The sequence below is a fragment of the Flavihumibacter rivuli genome (genome assembly GCF_018595685.2).
Classification (GTDB): Bacteria; Bacteroidota; Bacteroidia; order Chitinophagales; family Chitinophagaceae; genus Flavihumibacter; species Flavihumibacter rivuli.
Window position 1 is genome coordinate 230,607 of the sequence record NZ_CP092334.1, and the last position, 17,880, is coordinate 248,486.

The window sequence follows — 17,880 nt, forward strand, 5'->3', positions numbered from 1 at the left end:
TATAAAAAGCATCGTTATGAAAAGGGTATTGCTATGGCTTTTTATCTTATTCCTGACGCAGACCGGTTTTGGCCAGCAGGGAGGAATTCCTGATAGTGTCAGGAATACGCTGGATACGGTTTACTATTATGACCAGCAATATCGTTCCCAACTGGAGTCATATGTATCCCTCTATGGATGGGGATCAAAGGAGTTGAGCCAACTGCTGAATAATATGGAGATGGCCGACTCTGTCAATATAAAGGTGGTGTCTTCGGTGCTTGACCAATATGGATGGCTGGGCCCCAATGAGGTCGGTGAGAATGGAAGCCTTGCCCTTTTCCTGGTGATCCAGCATGCAAAGGTGGACGTACAGGAGAAGTATTTGCCCTTATTGCAAAAGGCTGTAAGGGAAAGAAAAGCAAAGCCTTCCCAGATGGCCATGCTGGAAGACAGGGTGCTGTTGTACCATGGGAAAAGGCAGGTATATGGCACACAGGTGGCATTGAATATGAAGACCAATCAGTATTATGTTTTGCCGATGATGGATCCCAAATACCTCGACCTTAGGCGAAGGGCGGTTGGACTTCCCCCGATGGCTGAATACCTCGCCACCTGGAAACTGGAATGGAATGTAGAGAAGTATATGGAAGAGCTGCCAGGGATATTGTTGTTACACCCGGAGATCAAGGAATGAAATTATCCTGAAGAGGCTTGGCCTGTTTTATAAAACTAAGCATGACCTAATGAGTAGTAATTATTTTGAAGATGAAAAGTTTGAAGGGCTGGTGCTACCGGGGAAATCCCTTGTCAAGGGAGAATATGAGGGCTGTTCTTTTGTTGATTGCCAGTTTGCGGGCATCGACTTCGGGTATTTCCGTTTCACTGACTGTGAATTCAGGGACTGCGACCTCAGTATGGCCAAGCTCAATAATACGGCCTTTAATGATGTGGTATTTAAGGGTTGTAAAATGCAAGGGATAAGTTTTGAGAATGTTAACGAGTTTGTTTTCGTGGTGGCCTTTGACCATTGCCTGTTGAACTATTCCTCCTTTTTCAAAAGGATACTCAGGAAAACAAGGTTTTCACATTGCCTCCTGCATGAAGTTGATTTCACCGAGGCCGATCTCCAGGGCTCCGTATTTGAACAATGCGACCTTAAAGGAGCAAAGTTCGAACAGACCATCCTTGAAAAAGTGGATTTCCGGACCTCAATTGGTTACAGCCTTGACCCGGACAGGAACAAAATTAAAAAGGCGATCTTCTCCCTTTCAGGACTGCCGGGGCTATTGGATAAGTATGGTATCGAGGTAAAACCCTGAACCAGTTGAATAGTCCATTCCAAATGAAGAAAAAGTAGTGATCAATTCGTTCTTTTGAATAGCATGAAGTATCCGCAGAGCAGCTTCTTTTTTTTATTTACCTGTACGGGTTTGATCAGGTAATAGTCAGTGGTCAGTGGCTCGAATGTGAACCTTAGGATATTGGGACCCTTGCTTCCCCTGGGCCTGTTTATCGCTTCTTCCCTTGCGCCGCTCAGGTTGTACATCCTGATCTCTGAAGGGAATGCTTCCGGGTCGCCAATGAATACGAATGCATACCAACCCCTTGCCTGCATGGGTGCCATGATGGGGGTTTCATAACCGCTTTCCATCAATGCGGAATCTTGTCTCAGTAAAGTGAATCCATTCTTTGCATAGAATATTTTGATGCTATCGATCTGTTGCCGGTAGGCAGATGCGTCACAAGGCTTGAGTTCCACTACATTATCCTGGCAGATACCGGTCAATGCCGAAATTGCCATGTATAGTGTCAGCAAAAGTCCTTTCCCCATTTGATCTCCCATATGCTGATGTTAAAACAAAAGCGTTAGTCTGTCATTACCACTGTTCGTTTCGGTAACGGCTAACTAACGCCTTTCTATAAAAATGTTCCTTACCCTTTATAGGTATGGAAAGAGTTGGCTTGCGCTGTACAGGTGATCACCAGGTCATTGATGCAAACATGTTCCGGAAGGTTACCGGTGTACCAAACTGTGTCGGCAATATCTTCCGCGGTAAGTGCTTCGTAACCGGCATAGACCTGGCTGGCCTTATCATTGTCACCCTTAAAACGGACAAGGGAGAATTCTGTTTCCGCTGCCCCAGGATGGATGGCGGTTACTTTCACCTTGTGGCGCAAAAGATCAATCCTCATGGCCTTAGATATGGCATCAACCGCATGTTTGGAGGCACAATACACATTCCCTTTTTCATACACTTCCTTTCCTGCCGTTGAGCCGATATTGATGATATGTCCCTTTCCCCTCTTGATGAAATAGGGCAGGATCGCCTTGCTTACATACAATAAGCCTTTGAGGTTGGTATCGATCATGGTTTCCCAATCATCGAGGTCTGCTTCGTCAAAATAATCCCTTCCCAGTGCCAGTCCTGCATTATTTACAAGGATGTCGATCTTTTGCCAGTCTTCGGGCAGGTGATGGAAAGTTTCGAATACTGATTCCTTATTCCTTACATCGAAATGAAGGGCCAGGCAGCGTACCCCATACCTGTTGACCAGTGATTGTTGAAGCTCGTCCAGCCTGTCCTTTCTCCTGCCTGTAATGATCAGGTCCCAACCATTGGATGCGAATTTTTCTGCAGTTGCCCTGCCAAAACCGGCTGTTGCTCCGGTGATCAAGATAGTCTTAGCCATTACTGATGCTTTAGCGGATCAAAACTACAGTTCCTTTTTTAAAGATGGTCTTACCTGTGAAATCTTTACCCTGTACCATCCATACATAAGTGCCAGTGGCCTGGTCCTGTCCGCCGACCTTTCCATCCCATCCTTTTGTGGCTTCACTACTGCTGAATACCAGTTGTCCCCACCTGTTGTATACCCTGAAATATTCCAGTTGGGAGATCCCTACAGGAATAGGTCTGAAGACAGTATTGGTTGACTTGCCTGGGGTGAAGGCGTTGGGGACAAAGATGTCAGGGTTGGTCCTGAATACCTTGATATTTATAGTGTCTACGCCAAGGCATCCCTCCGGCGTAAAGGCCGTCATGATATAAGTTTGGTTCTGGGTGAGGTTGGCCACAGGATTGGCAATGTTGTTAAAATTAAGTCCTGTGGAAGGCGTCCAAAGGAAAAGCTCTGCACCTGAACCATTCAGCTGCAATGGCTGGCCGATCACCACTGAGGTGTCGTTGCCTGCAAATGCCCTGATGGGCTGGCGTACGGTCACCAGAACAGTATCCCTGCCGGGTTTAGGGCAACCCAGGTTGTCCAGCACGGAAAGTACATATTGAGTTGTCCTCCTCGGCCTTGCCAGTGGGGTAAGTGTTTCGGGGTTGATAAGTGTGGAGCTTGGTGTCCAACTGAAGGATGACCCGATTATGGTGGCATTCAGTTGGGTAGTGTCATCATAACAAATGGTAATATCCGGACCTGCATTGGCGAATGGATAAGGAATGGTAGTGACCACCACATTGTCCCTTGCTGTACACTTGCCAATGCTGGCTTCAACGGTATAGGTTGTTGTGGCAGTAGGCCTGGCCAGGGGGTTCCTGGTATTAGGATTATCCAGTGTTGCGGCAGGTGTCCATTGGTAGCGTAGCCCATCGCCTGCGGCATTCAGTTGGATCTCGTCCGTCAGGCAGATCGTGGTGTCAGCACTTGCCCGCAATGTAACCCTGTCTACCACCCTTACCAATACAGAATCGGAATTGGCACAACCGTTATCATCCAGCTGCACTACGTACCTGGTTGTAGTTTTCGGGTATACCAGCGGGTTAGGGGTATTCCGGTTCAGGATATTCAGGTTGGGCGACCATGAAAAGATCGGGTTCAGGGTACCTGGTGCACTGGCATTGAGTTGCAGGGTATCAATACTGCAGATCAGGGTATCCTTGAAAGCGAGGTTCAGGTTGGGCTTGTCGCGCACCTCGAAGTCGCGGAACACGGTATCCCTGCAGCCAAAGCTGCTTTCAACGATCAACCTTGCCTGCTTTATCCCAAGTGAATTGAATTTCCAGGTTGGGTTACGTTGAATAGAGATATCGGTATTGGTGGTTTCATCACCAAAGTCCCAGGTCCATTTGCTTGCAACGCCATAACGGGACCTGGTAGTATCGCGGAATGTAAAGGGCGTCAGCAGGCAGGAGCCGATCACTTCAAAGCCAGGGAAGAATCCAGGGTAAACCTTGATCAGCGTGGTGGTTGAATCCTGGCATTGCCCGCCGGCGAGGATCACCTTTAGCGAAACCTTGTAAGTTCCGGTATCCGCATATTGGTGTTGTACAGTGCCCAGGGCAACAGTGGTTGTGTCGGCCTTTGACCCGTCGCCGTATTGCCAAATGTATTGGGAACCGGATGGATTGACCTGACCGTTCTGAAGGGTTACCAGGAAATCATCACAGAAGCTATAGTTGGGATCCAACAGGGCCTTGAGTGGCTGGCAATTGGACACTGAAATATGGATATCCTTCCTGTGTACATTAATCAGTTTACCTTGCCGGTATTCATTCACGCAGGCAGTCACCACATATTGTCCAACCCCGTTGGGGGCAATGCCGGAGATCAACCCTGTCTTGGAGTCGATGCTAGCCCTGGAACCCAGCGGCTGTCCGCCGTTAAATCCTGCAGTATACCCAACGGAGGTATAAGGCGGGGGAGAAGTGGGGGAGGGAGAAGTACAATCGAAGCAGGTGCCGGCTTCTGTGCCACCGCCCAAATAGGCATTGCACAGGGAATAAGAAAGGGAATCCCCATCCTCGGTATCACGTGCGGAAAAGTCGAAGGTGAAGGGTGAACCTGCACAAACGGCCACCGCATCGGAAGCGATGAAAGAAGGACTGGAGTTCTTATATGCTTCTGCCAAAACGTTGGTGCCGGGAATATCGCAGGAATAGGTTGCGCCCACATTACCACTATTACCGCTCATGTTCTGGATGCCTGCTATCCTGCAACAGCGTTGGAAAGAAACGAGGTAACCTGCAGTGGAATTGGGAAGTTCAATAGTAGTGGAATAATACCTCAGGCGATAGCAGATATCTGTCGGGGGATTGGTGATACAAGGGTTGGAATTGGGATCATAATTGATGAATTCATCAATGGTCCGGTTGGCGTTGATGGCCGGGACCGCGATCTGGTTATTTGCCTTGTTGTAAACAGTAAAGTTGACGAACTCATCCAACTGGCCCGGACTGTTGGCCCTGCAGTCGATGTATAATTTCAATGTGATCTGGTACCGTGATGAGCTGGCAGTGCTTCCCGGTCCAAGGTATTTGTACGACAATTCACCGCCACGGATATGGGCAGCTGATGCGGGTAAGCAAAAGGTAAGCAAGGCAAGAAGGAATATGCCAAGTGTTTTCATTCGATTGTGATTATAGCGACGCCGCCGGATTACATAAGCCTGTGATAAAATACCGGGTGATCGATAACTGGTCTTTTATGAAAGGTCATCCAGGAATTTTTCCAACGCCTGGTTGCTCTTGTCAGTTTCCTCCAGCATTCCCATGTGGCCGGAATTTTCCAGCACATGAATATACGATAAATCGGGAAGATACACCTGCTGCATACTGTCGCTAAACGGCACGGCGATGTCGTATTTTCCTACAACGAAAAGAACCGGCAGGGAATTGTTCCGGAGAATGGCAGTCCTGTCGGGACGGGCCATCATGGCTTCATAGTAACCGATCAGGGTTTCTGGTGATATTGAGCTATTGTCTGTTACAATTTCAGCGATCAGGTGCTGGAGTGCAGGCCTGTTCGATTCGGCGAAAAGGTTGGGTGTCGTTGTTTCCAGGAATAGTTTGTTTCCATGTTCCCTGATGAAAGCAATGCTTTTTTGCCTTGCTTCCTTTTTGGCCGCTGAATCTGCAAAGGCTGTTGAGTGGAAGAGGCCGAGGCCAGAAAGTTTGGCAGGGAATAACGCAGCGAAGGCTAAAGCAATATAGCCACCCATGGAATGGCCTATCATAGCTGCCTTTTCAACGTTTTCTTTTCGGAGTATCTTATCAATACCATGTGCAAGGTTCTCCATTCCCAGGTCAGCCTCATGCCCACTTTTGCCACAACCCGGCAGGTCAGGGATGATCAGGGTGAACTTATCCCGGAGAAAGTTTTCCTGGTGTTTCCATATCCTGCTGTCTTCCCCGAAGCCATGCAGTAATACCACCACCAGTTTACCCGTTCCTACTCTTCTGTAATGCATCATGTTCTTATGGTTTGTTTTGCTTCCTTCCAGTCCACCACCGGTATGTACTGAAAGCCAGGATTAGAATGGCCATTGAGACCATCAATTTTGAGAGGATATCGCCAAAGCGCACATACACAGTAAGCTCCTCCTTTTGGGGGACATCATGTTTCAAAACAGCAGCCTCATCCCATCCTTTGGAGTCAACTATTTTCCCGGTAGGGTCAATCACTGCACTAATCCCTGTATTGGCACTCCTGACCACCCACCTCCTTGTCTCAATGGCCCTAAGCCTTGCATAGGCAAGGTGTTGTTTATGTCCCGCTGTATTGCCCCACCAGCCATCATTGGTGATGACACATAAGAGGTTGGCTCCGTTGCGCACAAAGCCGGTCAGGAATTCCCCGTAAATGCTTTCATAGCAAATAGCAGGAGCAATCTTGAAGCCATGCAGGGAGTCAGTAAGGACAGTTCTGTCGTCCTGCCTGGCATAGCCACCTGTTGTTCCCCCGAATTGTTCAAACCAGTTGGCCATGAAACGAAGGAAGGAGGGCAGGGTTTCCACCCCGGGAACCAGCTTGGATTTATGATAGGAACTAGCCATCCCGTTGGAATCCAGGAGGGCGGCAGAATTGTAGCTGTCATACCAGATATCGGTATCCGGGATGCGGCGGGAATAGACCGTCTTGGTGGCTGAATTGAAGAGACGAAACCCTTCTACCCCTGTTACCAGCCTGATTTGCGGGTGCTTTTTCAGGAAAGCCCATACCGGCATTAGGAAATAGTTCTTCCGGATGCTGTCTTCCTCAATACCATTGGGCAGGTTAAGGGCAGTTTCCGGCCAGATCACCAGTGCCGTGTGGGTGTCTATAGCCCTTTCACTCAGGCCGATCAATCGGGAAAGTTGAACATCCTGGGACCCAACCTGAAATTTCGCATATGGGTCAATGTTCGGTTGTACGATCACGATATTCTTAGTGGCCTTTGCACTATTATCCTGTTTAGCATCCTTTGCGATGGAACGCAGGAGGAAGGAAATGCTTAGGGGTAGTGCAAGCGCCAGCAGGATGGGAAGGGATATCTTTCCGGAGCGCAGCTGGCCTCCATTCATGGCAGGCCTGATCTGTTGGTACAGCAATACGTTTACCACCAATACCCAGAGGGTGCCACCGCTGGTGCCGGTGTACTCATACCACTGGATGTATTCCGGATAGGTAGCAAAAGCATTGCCTAGGGTCAGCCATGGCCAGCTCAGCTCCCAATTCAGGTGAATGTATTCGAAGGTCATCCATAGCGGGATGAAGGCCCAGGTGGCAAGGTCATGCCCCAGCCGCTTGTTGATATTATAGGCTCCCAACCAGGGCAGGCACATCAACAGGCTATTGGCCATGATGGCAGCGACAGCACCGGGGCCGGTTGAGTTCCAGATCCACCAGGTGGTGATGGCATTCCAGATCAGCATGGCGAGATACACCCATCCCAAAAAACGCCAACGGGAGAGTCCTTTGTCCAGCAAAAGGAAAAGGGGGACAAAGGCCAGGAAAAGGATAAAGTTGAGTGTAAGGGGAGGCCAGGCCAATGCCAGTATCAAACCAGCAGCGAGCGACAACCAGGCCGGATGAACTTGTTTCAAATGGATAGTTTTGGTAAAAATAATTGAAATCAGGGAGGCTGGATTTTGATTTTGGGATTTTGCCATTCGGAAGAAATGCTATCACCATTTATAGCCTTCGATCTAATAATTATCCCGGGTCTGCAAGGGAATACCTGCTAAATAAAAAGCGGCTCTCCGATAGAGGAGAACCGCTGGTCATTAATGGTATGGTCAGTTTCAATATAGGCCTTATAGTGTAGCTGCCCATTTGCCTGTCCATGTACTGGAAATTATTTCCTGCTGTAATTAGGAGCTTCCTTGGTGATGTCCACATCGTGGGCGTGGCTCTCTTTCATACCGGCATTGGTGATCTTGATGAACTGGGCGCTAGCCTGAAGGGTCTTCATATCCTTGGCTCCACAATAGCCCATACCAGCCCTGAGGCCCCCAACGAACTGGGATACCACTTCGCGGAGGAAGCCTTTATAAGCAACACGGCCTTCAATGCCTTCGGGTACCAGTTTCTTGATATCGTCTTCCACATCCTGGAAATAGCGGTCGCTGGAACCCTGTGCCATGGCGCCAATTGAACCCATGCCACGGTATTCCTTGAACTTCCTTCCTTCGTAGATGATGGTCTCGCCAGGGCTTTCTTCCACACCTGCAAACACGCTACCCATCATTACACAATCAGCACCGGCAGCGAGGGCTTTCACCATATCACCGGTATAACGGATACCACCATCCGCGATCAGGGGAATACCCAGTGGCTGCAGCGCCTTATAGGCTTCCATGATAGCTGTGAGTTGGGGTACACCGGCTCCGGCAACGATCCTGGTCGTACAGATGGATCCCGGGCCAATTCCTATCTTAACACAGTCTGCTCCTGCTTCTGCAAGGGCTTTCGCACCGGCTGCGGTTCCTACGTTACCGGCGATCACCTGCATTTTCTTAAAGTTCTTCTTAACATTCCTGAGTGCTTCCATTACGCCTTTGGAATGGCCATGGGCGCTATCCAGGCAGATCACATCCACCCCTACATGCTGGAGGGCGGCAACCCTGTCGAGCATGTCTTTGGTAATGCCGATCGCCGCACCTGCCAGCAGGCGGCCGAAACCGTCCTTATTGGCATTGGGATGGCTTTGGAGCTGGAGGATATCGCGATAGGTGATCAGGCCTAACAGTGTGCCATCCTTTTTCACCACCGGGAGTTTCTCGATCTTATGTTGCTGGAGGATCTTTTCTGCTTTCCTGAGGTCGGTACCTTCCGGTGCGGTAACCAGTTTTTCGCTGGTCATCACCTCGCTCACTTTTTTGCTTTTGCTTTGCTCAAAGCGGAGGTCGCGGTTGGTAAGGATGCCAACCAGTTTATTTTTATTGTCGATAATGGGAATACCGCCGATCTTGTTTTCCTTCATGAGTTTGAGGGCATCACCAATGGTGGCATCCTCATGAAGGGTAACGGGGTCAATGATCATTCCGCTTTCAGAGCGTTTTACTTTACGTACCTGTTCTGCCTGCTTTTCAATGGTCATGTTCTTGTGCAGGATGCCAATACCACCCTCCCTTGCCAGGGCAATGGCCAGTTGGGCTTCTGTTACGGTATCCATGGCTGCAGAAAGCATCGGGATGTTCAGCGTGATGCTTTTGGTCAGCTTGGTCTGGATATTTACTTCACGGGGTAAAACCTGCGAAAAGGCAGGAACCAGTAGTACATCATCGAAGGTCAGGCCTTCTCCAAAAAATTTTGATGATAAATCGGGTGTGCGGGTAGTACTTCTTCTTGTTGCCATGTGCAAAGGTAAAGGAATTTGGAATAGTTACAACAACCTGTACCTTTTGCCGGGCAAACTCATGATGATATTGTTCATTTCCAATGAGAGAAGCGCAGCAGCCATGGCGCTTTGCGGAATACCTGCCATCATACTCAAGGTGTCGATATGCGCATCGGGTTTTTCCGTGAGCAGATCAACCAGGCGTTGTTCGGTAGGGTTGAGTTCCGGGAATAGGGGACGTTGGGGATTTGTTGCCGATTTGGGACTCTCGTTCCAGCCCAGCCATTCCAATAATTCCGAAGCATTGTTCAGGAGGATGGCTTTGTTCTGCCGGATCAACTGGTTGCAGCCGCTGCTTTTGGGGTCTGTTGCCCGACCGGGATAGGCAAAAACATCCCTGTTGTAACCATTGGCCAATTCTGCGGTGATCATGCTTCCCCCTTTGATGCCCGTTTCCACTACCACAATGGCGTCACAGAGCCCTGCCACGATCCTGTTGCGGATCGGGAAATGGTGCTTGTCCGGCAGGGTTTGGGGTGGGAATTCTGTGACCAGGGCGCCTTTGTTTCTGGTGATCTCCCTCGCCAGCCCGGCATGTTCGGGTGGGTAAATGGTGTCCAGGCCATGGGCCAATACCCCGATAGTGGTCATGCCGTTCTTCAGGGCAGCCCTGTGGGCGACTCCGTCAATCCCGTAGGCCATGCCGCTGATGATGCTTACCTGTAAGGATTGCAGGTCGGCAACCAGTTTTTCGGCTGCCTGCCTTCCATATTCAGAGTGGTGCCTGGTGCCAATGATCCCAAGGTGGTGCGACTGGTTGAGGCTGGCTTCGCCTTCGTAGTACAATAGGGTTGGCGGGTCGTAACAATTGAGGAGTCGCCTGGGGTAGTCCTCATCAGAAAGGAACAGGGTTCTTAGGGAAGAGGCTTTCAGCCTGGCAACCTGTGCAGCGGCAGTATCCCAGTCATGGAATCTTTTGATCGCCCGGGCCCTGGTGGCTCCCATGCCTTCCACTTTTTCCAATTGGTGAATGGATACCTTGAAGATGGCACTGGCCGATCCGAATTGCTGGACCAGGATCTTCGCTTGTACATTGCCGATATGAGGTGCCATCGTTAAGGCAACCTGGTAAAGCAATTCCTCCTCCATGCAGGTTTTTGCATGAAGATAGGGGATGGGACAATGGCTGGCAGGGGGTGAAAAAACGGCTTATTGGCTGATCACCTTGACTTCCGTCCGCCTGTTCATGGCCTTCCCTTCCTCAGTTGTATTATCCGCAATAGGCTGGGTGGCGCCATATCCCTGGAAGCTCAGTCTTTTGGCATCTATGCCTTTACTGATGAGGTAGTTGACAACAGATTGGGCCCTGCCATTGGAGAGTTTCTGGTTGTCGGCTGCCTTACCTACATTATCGGTATGGCCGTTGATCTGGATATTCAGTCCCGGGTTCTCCCGCAGCATCTGCACCAGTTTGTCCAGTTCAACCATGGAGGTACTGTCTAATGTTGTGCTATTGGTGCTGAAGAAGATATTCTTCAGTACCATAATGGCATTGGGGGTGATTGGCTTCAGGAGGATATCAATATTGTAGGTAGAATCCGGGGTCTTCTTGCTCAAAGGGAAATTTTCTGAAAAGAAGAGGTAGCCCTTGCGGTTCACATTGAAGGCATAATCCCTTCCAACAGGCAGGGTAATGAGGTAATTACCGGTTTCATCGGTTTGTACCTTACTAACGGTTTCCCTGGTGGAGAGGTCGGTCAGTTCAACAGCGGAAGGCAACCCTTTTTTGGTGTTCTCATCCATGACTCTTCCTTTTACCCAGAGGGTCTTGATAGGGCGCACATCCTGGCGCATGGTGAAAGTGTAAATATCCAGTCCGCCGCGGCTATCTGCCCGGTCGCTGGCATAATAGGCAGTACCGCCGTCGGAGGTAATGACCAGGCTGCCTTCGTTTTCGATGGTGTTGATGGGATAGCCCAGGTTCACGGGCAGGCTCCAGGATTTTTTAGGACCCTTACGTACCATGAACAGGTCATCACCGCCATACCCCTGCAGGCCATTGGAAGTGAAATAGAGGGTCTGGTTATCGGCATGGATGAAAGGGCAACTTTCATCACCACTGGTATTGATCTCGGGGCCCAGGTTCCGGGCTTCACTCCAGCGGCCATCGGGAAGGAGGTGACTCACCCAAATATCGCTTCCGCCATAGCCGCCGGGCCTTGTACTGGCGAAATAGAGGTCGCGTTTGTCAGGGGATAGGCTGGGTGCCGATTCCCATGATTCTGTGTTGATAGTCCTTCCCAGGTTTTCGGGTTCACTCCAGCCGTCCGGTGTCAGGAAGGAAATATAGAGATCGCAACTACCGCGGCCTTCGGGGAAATTGCAACCGGTAAAAACCAGCCATTCCCCATCAATGGAAAGGCTTTGCGCACCCTCATTCAGGTTGGAATTGATCTGGCCTTCCAGTCCTTTGGCCTTGCTCCAATTATTGGCGTTCAGCCGCGTGCCAAAGAAATCCTCATTGAAATTATTGACCCGCCTCGTGAAGACCAGTTGCTTGTTGTCAATGGTAAGGGCTGGATAGTATTCCGACACATCGCTATTCACACTGTCACCCAGGTTTTGGGGGGTGAAGGAATAATTCATGATGCCGGGTTGGGTAGATTGTTCAAGGGCAAATAGATAGCATTTCCGCCTGTAATTACCGGCCTTTATGCTAGCGTCATTCAGGTTATTGATGGTCAGGAAGCTGTTCACGGCATGGAGGGCATCGTTGAACCTGCCTTTGCCTGCCAGGTTGATGGAATAGGGCAGGTTGTAATCGCCAAAATAAACGGAGTCGACAGCTTTGGCCTTCTCGTAATACAGAATGGAGTTGTCGTAATCCTTCAGTTCCCCGTACATGCCTGCGATGGAAAGGTAGGCATCGGCAAAGCGGGGATCTATGCCCACGGCTTCCTTCAGGATGCGGATCCCTTCCTTGAAATCCCCGTCCTGCGCCTTATTCAGGGCGTTCTCATAAAGCCGGGCGGCTTTTTTGTTCACCTTAACGGGATCGTAGTCCTGGGCCAACACCGGGAAAGCCAACAGGGTAATTGCAAGGAAATTCAGGATATGTTTTAGCATAGGCAGATCAACTGGCTGGTACTAAAACGAAAGATAGGCCAAATTATGAGCGGGAAGGGCATTAAAAAGTTAAAGCCTTGCCTAAGGTACGTTGATGTACTTGTGGGATTGAATGCTAAGCTCCCACTGGGGGTGGGCTTTGATGTAATCAATGATCAGCGGCAGCATGGCATCCCTTTTTTCCCATTCAGGTTGCAGGTAAAGTTTGCAATCGGGGTTAACCAGTTCGGCATATTTCTCCGCCCAGGCAAAGTCGGATTTGTTGAAGACCACCACTTTTAACTCATGTGCATGGGTAATGACCTCTGGCAGGGGCGCCTTGAATTTTTTAGGGGAGAGGCAGATCCAGTCCCATTCCCCGCTGAGCGGGCTGGATCCTGATGTTTCAATATTGGTCTGGAAGCCTGCCTCGTGAAGTGCCTTGGTCAGGGCATCGAGGTTATGCATGAGGGGTTCCCCACCGGTAATAACCGCCAGCCTTCCCGGATATTGGCAGGCTTCTTCCACAATATCATTGATAGTAAGTTGCGGATGTTTACTGACATCCCAGCTATCTTTTACATCGCACCATACGCAACCCACATCACAGCCCCCGAGGCGGATGAAATAGGCGGCCTTGCCCTGATGGAAGCCTTCCCCCTGTAGGGTGTAAAAAGCTTCCATCACCGGCAGGGTGGTCGTGTTTGATTGGATAGCGATGGTATTCAAACGGGTAATCTTATCTGGATTTAATAAATCAGTTCTTATCTAAACAGGCCTTGTAGGTATTCTTCATCAGGGCGGCAATGGTCATGGGGCCTACGCCACCCGGTACCGGGGTGATAAAGGAGCATTTGGGTGCTACCTCCTTGAAGTCAACATCGCCTTTGAGGGCAAAGCCGGATTTCTTTGAGCTGTCGGCCACCCGGGTGATGCCTACATCAATGACGATGGCGCCATCCTTGACCATATTCGCTTTTACGAACTCCGGTTTACCCAATGCAGCCACAATGATATCGGCATTCCTGCAAAGTTCTTCGAGGTTATGGGTATGGGAGTGGGTGATGGTGACGGTGCAGTTGCCTGGGTTGGCGGCCTGGCTGAGCAGGATGCTCATGGGGCGGCCAACGATATTGCTCCTGCCGATGACAACAGCATGTTTTCCCTTTGTGTCGATCTTATAGTGCTCCAGCATCAGCATGATGCCATAAGGGGTAGCCGGGATAAAGGTGTCCAGCCCCTGTACCATTTTGCCCACGTTAACGGGGTGGAAGCCGTCAACATCCTTGGAAGGGTGGATGGTATTGATCACCTTCTCGTCAGAGATATGCTTGGGCAGGGGTAGCTGAACCAGGATGCCATCGATATCGAGGTCGTTATTGAGGTCTTCAATGATGGAAAGCAGCTTGAACTCGCTGATCTCTGCTTCCAGCCGGATAAGGGTGGATTTGAACCCGATCTCTTCACAGGCCTTGACCTTTGCGCCTACATAAGTTTCGCTGGCGCCATTGTTTCCCACCAGGATGGCAGCGAGGTGAGGGACTTTTTTGCCTTCCGTTACCAGCTGGGCAACCTTGATTTTCAGTTCTTCCTTTGTGGCCCTGGAGACCAACAGACCGTCTAAAATTTGCATGGGCGCAAAGTTACGGTACGTTAAGGAAACCTGATTTATATTCCTCCTGGTTGTGTAAATAACGCAGGAATTCGCTTTTTCATAAAAGGACATTCAATAGCCTATAGGAATGTTAAAACCTTCCTTGAGACTGATTTACAACTACTTATGCTAACGAATGTTAGTTTGATTGTTAATTATTATATTGATTAATAGTATTTAAAGAATTAAATAAATAATATATATAATTGAAAATCGCTAGGATTGCCTCCTTTATCGAAATAACCAATAGTTGTAATATTTGAAAAGTAATATCAATTCTTAGGTTGTTACCGCAAATACTGACTTAAGAAAATCTTAACAATTTTATTCCTTGGTAATTTCAGCCCCATATTTTTAAAAACACACAAACATGAGAAAAACTTCGTCAATCCTGTTTGCGCTTTTGCTCTCCGGAGCCTTAGCTTATGGACAGGCCCGGACCATTACCGGGCAGGTCAGGGATGAGAAGGGGAGCCCGATCCCATTCGCATCTGTAAAAGTTAAGGGTAGTACTAAGGGGGTGGCTGCTGATCAAAACGGAAACTTCAAAATTGATGCAGAACCTGGCGCTGTCCTTGAGGTGAGCGCCGCCAGTTATGAGACCTATGAGATCAAGCTGGGTGACCAAACTGTGCTTTCCCTTAGCCTTCAGCCCCAAAGCAACCTGAAAGAGGTGGTAGTAACCGCCCTGGGTGTGAAGCGTTCCAAAAATGAATTGGGTTATGCTGCCCAGAAGGTAGATGGTGAAGCCATCGCTGCCGCCAGGGATGCGAACTTCGTTAACTCTCTTTCTGGTAAGGTGTCCGGTGTTCAGATCCAGCGTAACAACTCTATGGGTGGATCTACCAATATCGTGATCCGTGGTTCCAAATCACTTACCGGAACCAACCAGGCACTTTTCGTAATTGACGGTGTGCCTTTCGATAACTCCAACACCAACAGTGGCAACCAGCAGACTGGCCGTGGTGGTTATGACTACGGTAATGCCGCTGCAGATATCAACCCTGATGACATTGAGTCCATCAACGTATTGAAGGGTGCTGCCGCAACTGCCCTTTATGGTTCAAGGGCTGCCAATGGTGTGGTAATGATCACTACCAAGAAGGGTAAGAAAGGATTGGGTGTAACTGTCAACAGCGGTTTGACCGTTGGTACAGTTGACCGCAGCACTTTCGCCAAGTACCAGAAGGAATATGGCCAGGGTTATGGCCAATATTACGAAGATGATTCAGGCTATTTCCTTTCCCGCGATATCAACGGTGATGGAATTGATGACCTGGTTTCCCCAACCAGCGAAGACGCTTCTTATGGTGCGCCTTTCGATCCCAACAAATTGGTTTACCAGTGGGATGCTTTCGATCCTACTTCTCCCAACTTTGGCAAGGCCAAGCCTTGGGTTGGTGCAGTAAATGATCCATTCTACATTTTCCAGAATGCCCTTACTACCAGCACTAACGTAACTGTTGACGGTGGTAATGACAGGGGTTGGTTCAAGCTGGGTTATACCAAGAACACTGAAAAGGGTATCCTGCCCAACAGCCAGTTGGTTAAGGACCTGGTGAACTTTGGTGCCGCTTATAACATCACCCCGAAATTGACCGCTACCGCGAATATCAATTTCTCCAAGATCGATGGCCGTGGCCGTTATGGTACTGGTTATGATTCCAAGAACCTGATGACCAATTTCCGCCAGTGGTGGCCGATCAACGTAGACCTGGCCGAGCAGAAGGCTGCCTACGAGCGTACCAAGAAGAACGTAACCTGGAACTGGGCCGATCCTACCGACCTCGTGCCCATTTACTGGGATAACCCTTACTGGACCCGTTTTGAGAACTACCAGAACGACAATCGTTACCGCTATTTCGGTAATGTGATGCTGAACTACAAAATCGCCAGCTGGTTGGATGTGATGGGACGTATCTCTCTTGATGCTTACGATGAGCTGCAGGAGGAAAGGATTGCCAAAGGTTCAGTCGATCCTTCCCAGTATAGCCGTTACAACAGGAGCTTCAGGGAATTCAACTATGACCTGATGCTGAACTTCAATAAGGACATCACCAACGACCTGACCCTGAAAGGACTGGTGGGGGGTAATATCCGCAAGACCAAGTCTGAGTCTATCTATGCTTCAACCAATGGCGGTCTGGTTGTTCCAAGGTTCTATGCCTTGTCCAACTCCCTGAACCCCATCAATGCACCTACTGAGTCATTAAGGGAGGTGGAAGTGGATGGTCTGTTCGCTAACGCCAGCCTTGGTTACCGCGACATGCTGTTCCTGGAAGGTGCTATCCGCAGGGATGTTTCTTCTACACTGCCTGAAGACAACAATACCTATTACTATCCTTCTGTTTCATTGGGTTGGGTATTCTCCAAGATGTGGCAGCCCAGCTGGTTGAGCTATGGTAAGTTCCGTGCCAACTACGCTGAAGTAGGTAACGATGCTCCCCCGTTGAGCCTCTACGATACTTATGATAAGCCAGCTCCATTTGGTACATCCCCATTGTTCTCACTGCCTGGTACCAAGAACAACGGTTCACTGAAACCAGAGCGTACCAAGAGCAAGGAGATCGGTCTGGAAATGGCATTCCTGAACAGTCGTTTAGGCTTTGACGTGAGCTACTACAGGACCAATACCATCAACCAGATCCTTCCGATCGCTATTTCCAGCTCAACTGGTTATACCCGTCGTTACATCAATGCCGGTGATGTGCAGAACCAGGGTTGGGAAGTGTCTTTGTTCGCAGTACCTGTGAAGACCAAGGATTTCAGCTGGAATATCAATGTTAACTGGACAAGGAACCGCAACCTGGTTAAGGAACTGTATACCGATGAAAGCGGTAACAAGATCGATAACCTGCAGTTGGCTACCTTCCAGGGTGGGGTTTCCCTTAACGCTGCCCTTGGCCAGCCTTATGGTACTATCCGCGGGAATAACTTCGTATACACCAATGGTCAACCAACTGTCGGTGCAAATGGCCGTTACAAGTTGTCCACTACTTCTAATGAGATCATTGGTAATGCTAATCCTGATTGGATCGGCGGTGTGCAGAACACCTTCCGTTACAAGGACCTGTCCTTTGGATTCCTGATAGATGTACGCCAGGGTGGTGATATCTTCTCCCTGGATATGTATTATGGACTGGCAACCGGGCTTTATCCTGAAACTGCCGGACTCAACGACCTCGGTAACCCGCTGCGTGCGCCGCTGAGCGCAGGTGGTGGTATCATCCGTCCGGGTGTTAAGGAAGATGGCAAGCCCAATGATATCCGTGTAAGTGCGGTTAACTATGGCGCTTATGGTTACAGGTATTCACCTGCAGCCAGTTTCGTTTATGATGCCAGTTTCGTGAAACTGCGTGAAGTGTCACTGACCTATGCGCTGCCCAGGAGTGTAATGAGCAGGATTCCTGCTTTCAAGGGCATCGAACTGTCACTGATCGGCCGTAACCTCTGGATCATCCACAAGAACATGCCTTATGCAGATCCTGAAGAGAACCTGAGTTCAGGCAACCTGCAAGGTTACCAGGGTGGTGCTTATCCGACCACACGCAACATTGGTTTCAACCTTAAACTGAAATTCTAAACAAGAAGA

At 49.4% G+C, this 17,880-nt stretch carries 13 protein-coding genes; 3 read left to right on the forward strand and 10 right to left on the reverse strand.

What is annotated here, in order from left to right; all coding sequences use genetic code 11:
- Nucleotides 1-16: 16 nt before the first annotated feature.
- The gene (locus KJS94_RS00975; protein WP_214446891.1) at nucleotides 17-676 is read left to right on the forward strand and encodes a DUF6624 domain-containing protein; all 660 of its coding nucleotides are present in this window, start codon (nucleotides 17-19) and stop codon (nucleotides 674-676) included.
- 49 nt (nucleotides 677-725) lie between these two features.
- A complete protein-coding gene (locus KJS94_RS00980; protein ID WP_214446892.1) occupies nucleotides 726-1,301 on the forward strand; it encodes a pentapeptide repeat-containing protein in 576 nt (191 codons plus the stop codon).
- 41 nt (nucleotides 1,302-1,342) lie between these two features.
- Here KJS94_RS00980 and KJS94_RS00985 read toward each other — a convergent pair whose 3' ends face one another.
- The 10 genes from KJS94_RS00985 to folD form a co-directional block, all read right to left on the reverse strand.
- Nucleotides 1,343-1,825 (reverse strand): hypothetical protein, encoded by a 483-nt coding sequence (locus KJS94_RS00985; RefSeq protein WP_214446893.1) that lies wholly within the window; start codon nucleotides 1,823-1,825, stop codon nucleotides 1,343-1,345.
- Nucleotides 1,826-1,914: 89 nt separating this feature from the next.
- Nucleotides 1,915-2,673, reverse strand: coding sequence for an SDR family NAD(P)-dependent oxidoreductase (locus tag KJS94_RS00990; protein WP_214446894.1), 759 nt, complete (start codon nucleotides 2,671-2,673; stop codon nucleotides 1,915-1,917).
- 10 nt (nucleotides 2,674-2,683) lie between these two features.
- Complete coding sequence (locus tag KJS94_RS00995) at nucleotides 2,684-5,338, reverse strand: PKD domain-containing protein (RefSeq protein ID WP_214446895.1); 2,655 nt, start codon at nucleotides 5,336-5,338, stop codon at nucleotides 2,684-2,686.
- A 75-nt stretch (nucleotides 5,339-5,413) separates the two neighbouring features.
- Nucleotides 5,414-6,181 carry an alpha/beta fold hydrolase gene (locus KJS94_RS01000; RefSeq protein WP_214446896.1) on the reverse strand — a complete coding sequence of 256 codons (768 nt, stop codon included), beginning with the start codon at nucleotides 6,179-6,181 and terminating at the stop codon, nucleotides 5,414-5,416.
- 4 nt (nucleotides 6,182-6,185) lie between these two features.
- On the reverse strand, nucleotides 6,186-7,793 hold the full coding sequence (gene lnt / locus KJS94_RS01005; RefSeq protein WP_214446897.1) for an apolipoprotein N-acyltransferase: 1,608 nt from the start codon (nucleotides 7,791-7,793) through the stop codon (nucleotides 6,186-6,188).
- 251 nt (nucleotides 7,794-8,044) lie between these two features.
- Nucleotides 8,045-9,547, reverse strand: a complete 1,503-nt coding sequence (guaB, locus tag KJS94_RS01010; protein WP_214446898.1) for an IMP dehydrogenase — start codon at nucleotides 9,545-9,547, stop codon at nucleotides 8,045-8,047.
- Nucleotides 9,548-9,574: 27 nt separating this feature from the next.
- On the reverse strand, nucleotides 9,575-10,678 hold the full coding sequence (gene dprA / locus KJS94_RS01015; RefSeq protein ID WP_214446899.1) for a DNA-processing protein DprA: 1,104 nt from the start codon (nucleotides 10,676-10,678) through the stop codon (nucleotides 9,575-9,577).
- 60 nt (nucleotides 10,679-10,738) lie between these two features.
- Nucleotides 10,739-12,655, reverse strand: coding sequence for an OmpA family protein (locus tag KJS94_RS01020; protein ID WP_214446900.1), 1,917 nt, complete (start codon nucleotides 12,653-12,655; stop codon nucleotides 10,739-10,741).
- Between the two features lie 81 nt (nucleotides 12,656-12,736).
- Nucleotides 12,737-13,363 carry a 7-carboxy-7-deazaguanine synthase QueE gene (locus KJS94_RS01025; RefSeq protein ID WP_239804241.1) on the reverse strand — a complete coding sequence of 209 codons (627 nt, stop codon included), beginning with the start codon at nucleotides 13,361-13,363 and terminating at the stop codon, nucleotides 12,737-12,739.
- A 28-nt stretch (nucleotides 13,364-13,391) separates the two neighbouring features.
- Complete coding sequence (gene folD, locus KJS94_RS01030) at nucleotides 13,392-14,267, reverse strand: bifunctional methylenetetrahydrofolate dehydrogenase/methenyltetrahydrofolate cyclohydrolase FolD (protein ID WP_214446901.1); 876 nt, start codon at nucleotides 14,265-14,267, stop codon at nucleotides 13,392-13,394.
- A gap of 391 nt (nucleotides 14,268-14,658) precedes the next feature.
- Here folD and KJS94_RS01035 point away from each other — a divergent pair, with 391 nt between their 5' ends.
- Complete coding sequence (locus KJS94_RS01035; protein ID WP_214446902.1) at nucleotides 14,659-17,871, forward strand: SusC/RagA family TonB-linked outer membrane protein; 3,213 nt, start codon at nucleotides 14,659-14,661, stop codon at nucleotides 17,869-17,871.
- Nucleotides 17,872-17,880: the final 9 nt, after the last annotated feature.

Excerpts from the sequence above, each read along its gene's own strand:
- KJS94_RS01035 (WP_214446902.1), top strand. The coding sequence starts at position 14,659 with ATGAGAAAAACTTCGTCAATCCTGTTTGCGCTTTTGCTCTCCGGAGCC.
- KJS94_RS00995 (WP_214446895.1), bottom strand. The coding sequence starts at position 5,338 with ATGAAAACACTTGGCATATTCCTTCTTGCCTTGCTTACCTTTTGCTTA.
- guaB (WP_214446898.1), bottom strand. The coding sequence starts at position 9,547 with ATGGCAACAAGAAGAAGTACTACCCGCACACCCGATTTATCATCAAAA.
- KJS94_RS01020 (WP_214446900.1), bottom strand. The coding sequence starts at position 12,655 with ATGCTAAAACATATCCTGAATTTCCTTGCAATTACCCTGTTGGCTTTC.
- dprA (WP_214446899.1), bottom strand. The coding sequence starts at position 10,678 with ATGGAGGAGGAATTGCTTTACCAGGTTGCCTTAACGATGGCACCTCAT.
- KJS94_RS00975 (WP_214446891.1), top strand. The coding sequence starts at position 17 with ATGAAAAGGGTATTGCTATGGCTTTTTATCTTATTCCTGACGCAGACC.
- KJS94_RS00985 (WP_214446893.1), bottom strand. The coding sequence starts at position 1,825 with ATGGGAGATCAAATGGGGAAAGGACTTTTGCTGACACTATACATGGCA.
- KJS94_RS00980 (WP_214446892.1), top strand. The coding sequence starts at position 726 with ATGAGTAGTAATTATTTTGAAGATGAAAAGTTTGAAGGGCTGGTGCTA.
- KJS94_RS00990 (WP_214446894.1), bottom strand. The coding sequence starts at position 2,673 with ATGGCTAAGACTATCTTGATCACCGGAGCAACAGCCGGTTTTGGCAGG.
- folD (WP_214446901.1), bottom strand. The coding sequence starts at position 14,267 with ATGCAAATTTTAGACGGTCTGTTGGTCTCCAGGGCCACAAAGGAAGAA.
- KJS94_RS01000 (WP_214446896.1), bottom strand. The coding sequence starts at position 6,181 with ATGATGCATTACAGAAGAGTAGGAACGGGTAAACTGGTGGTGGTATTA.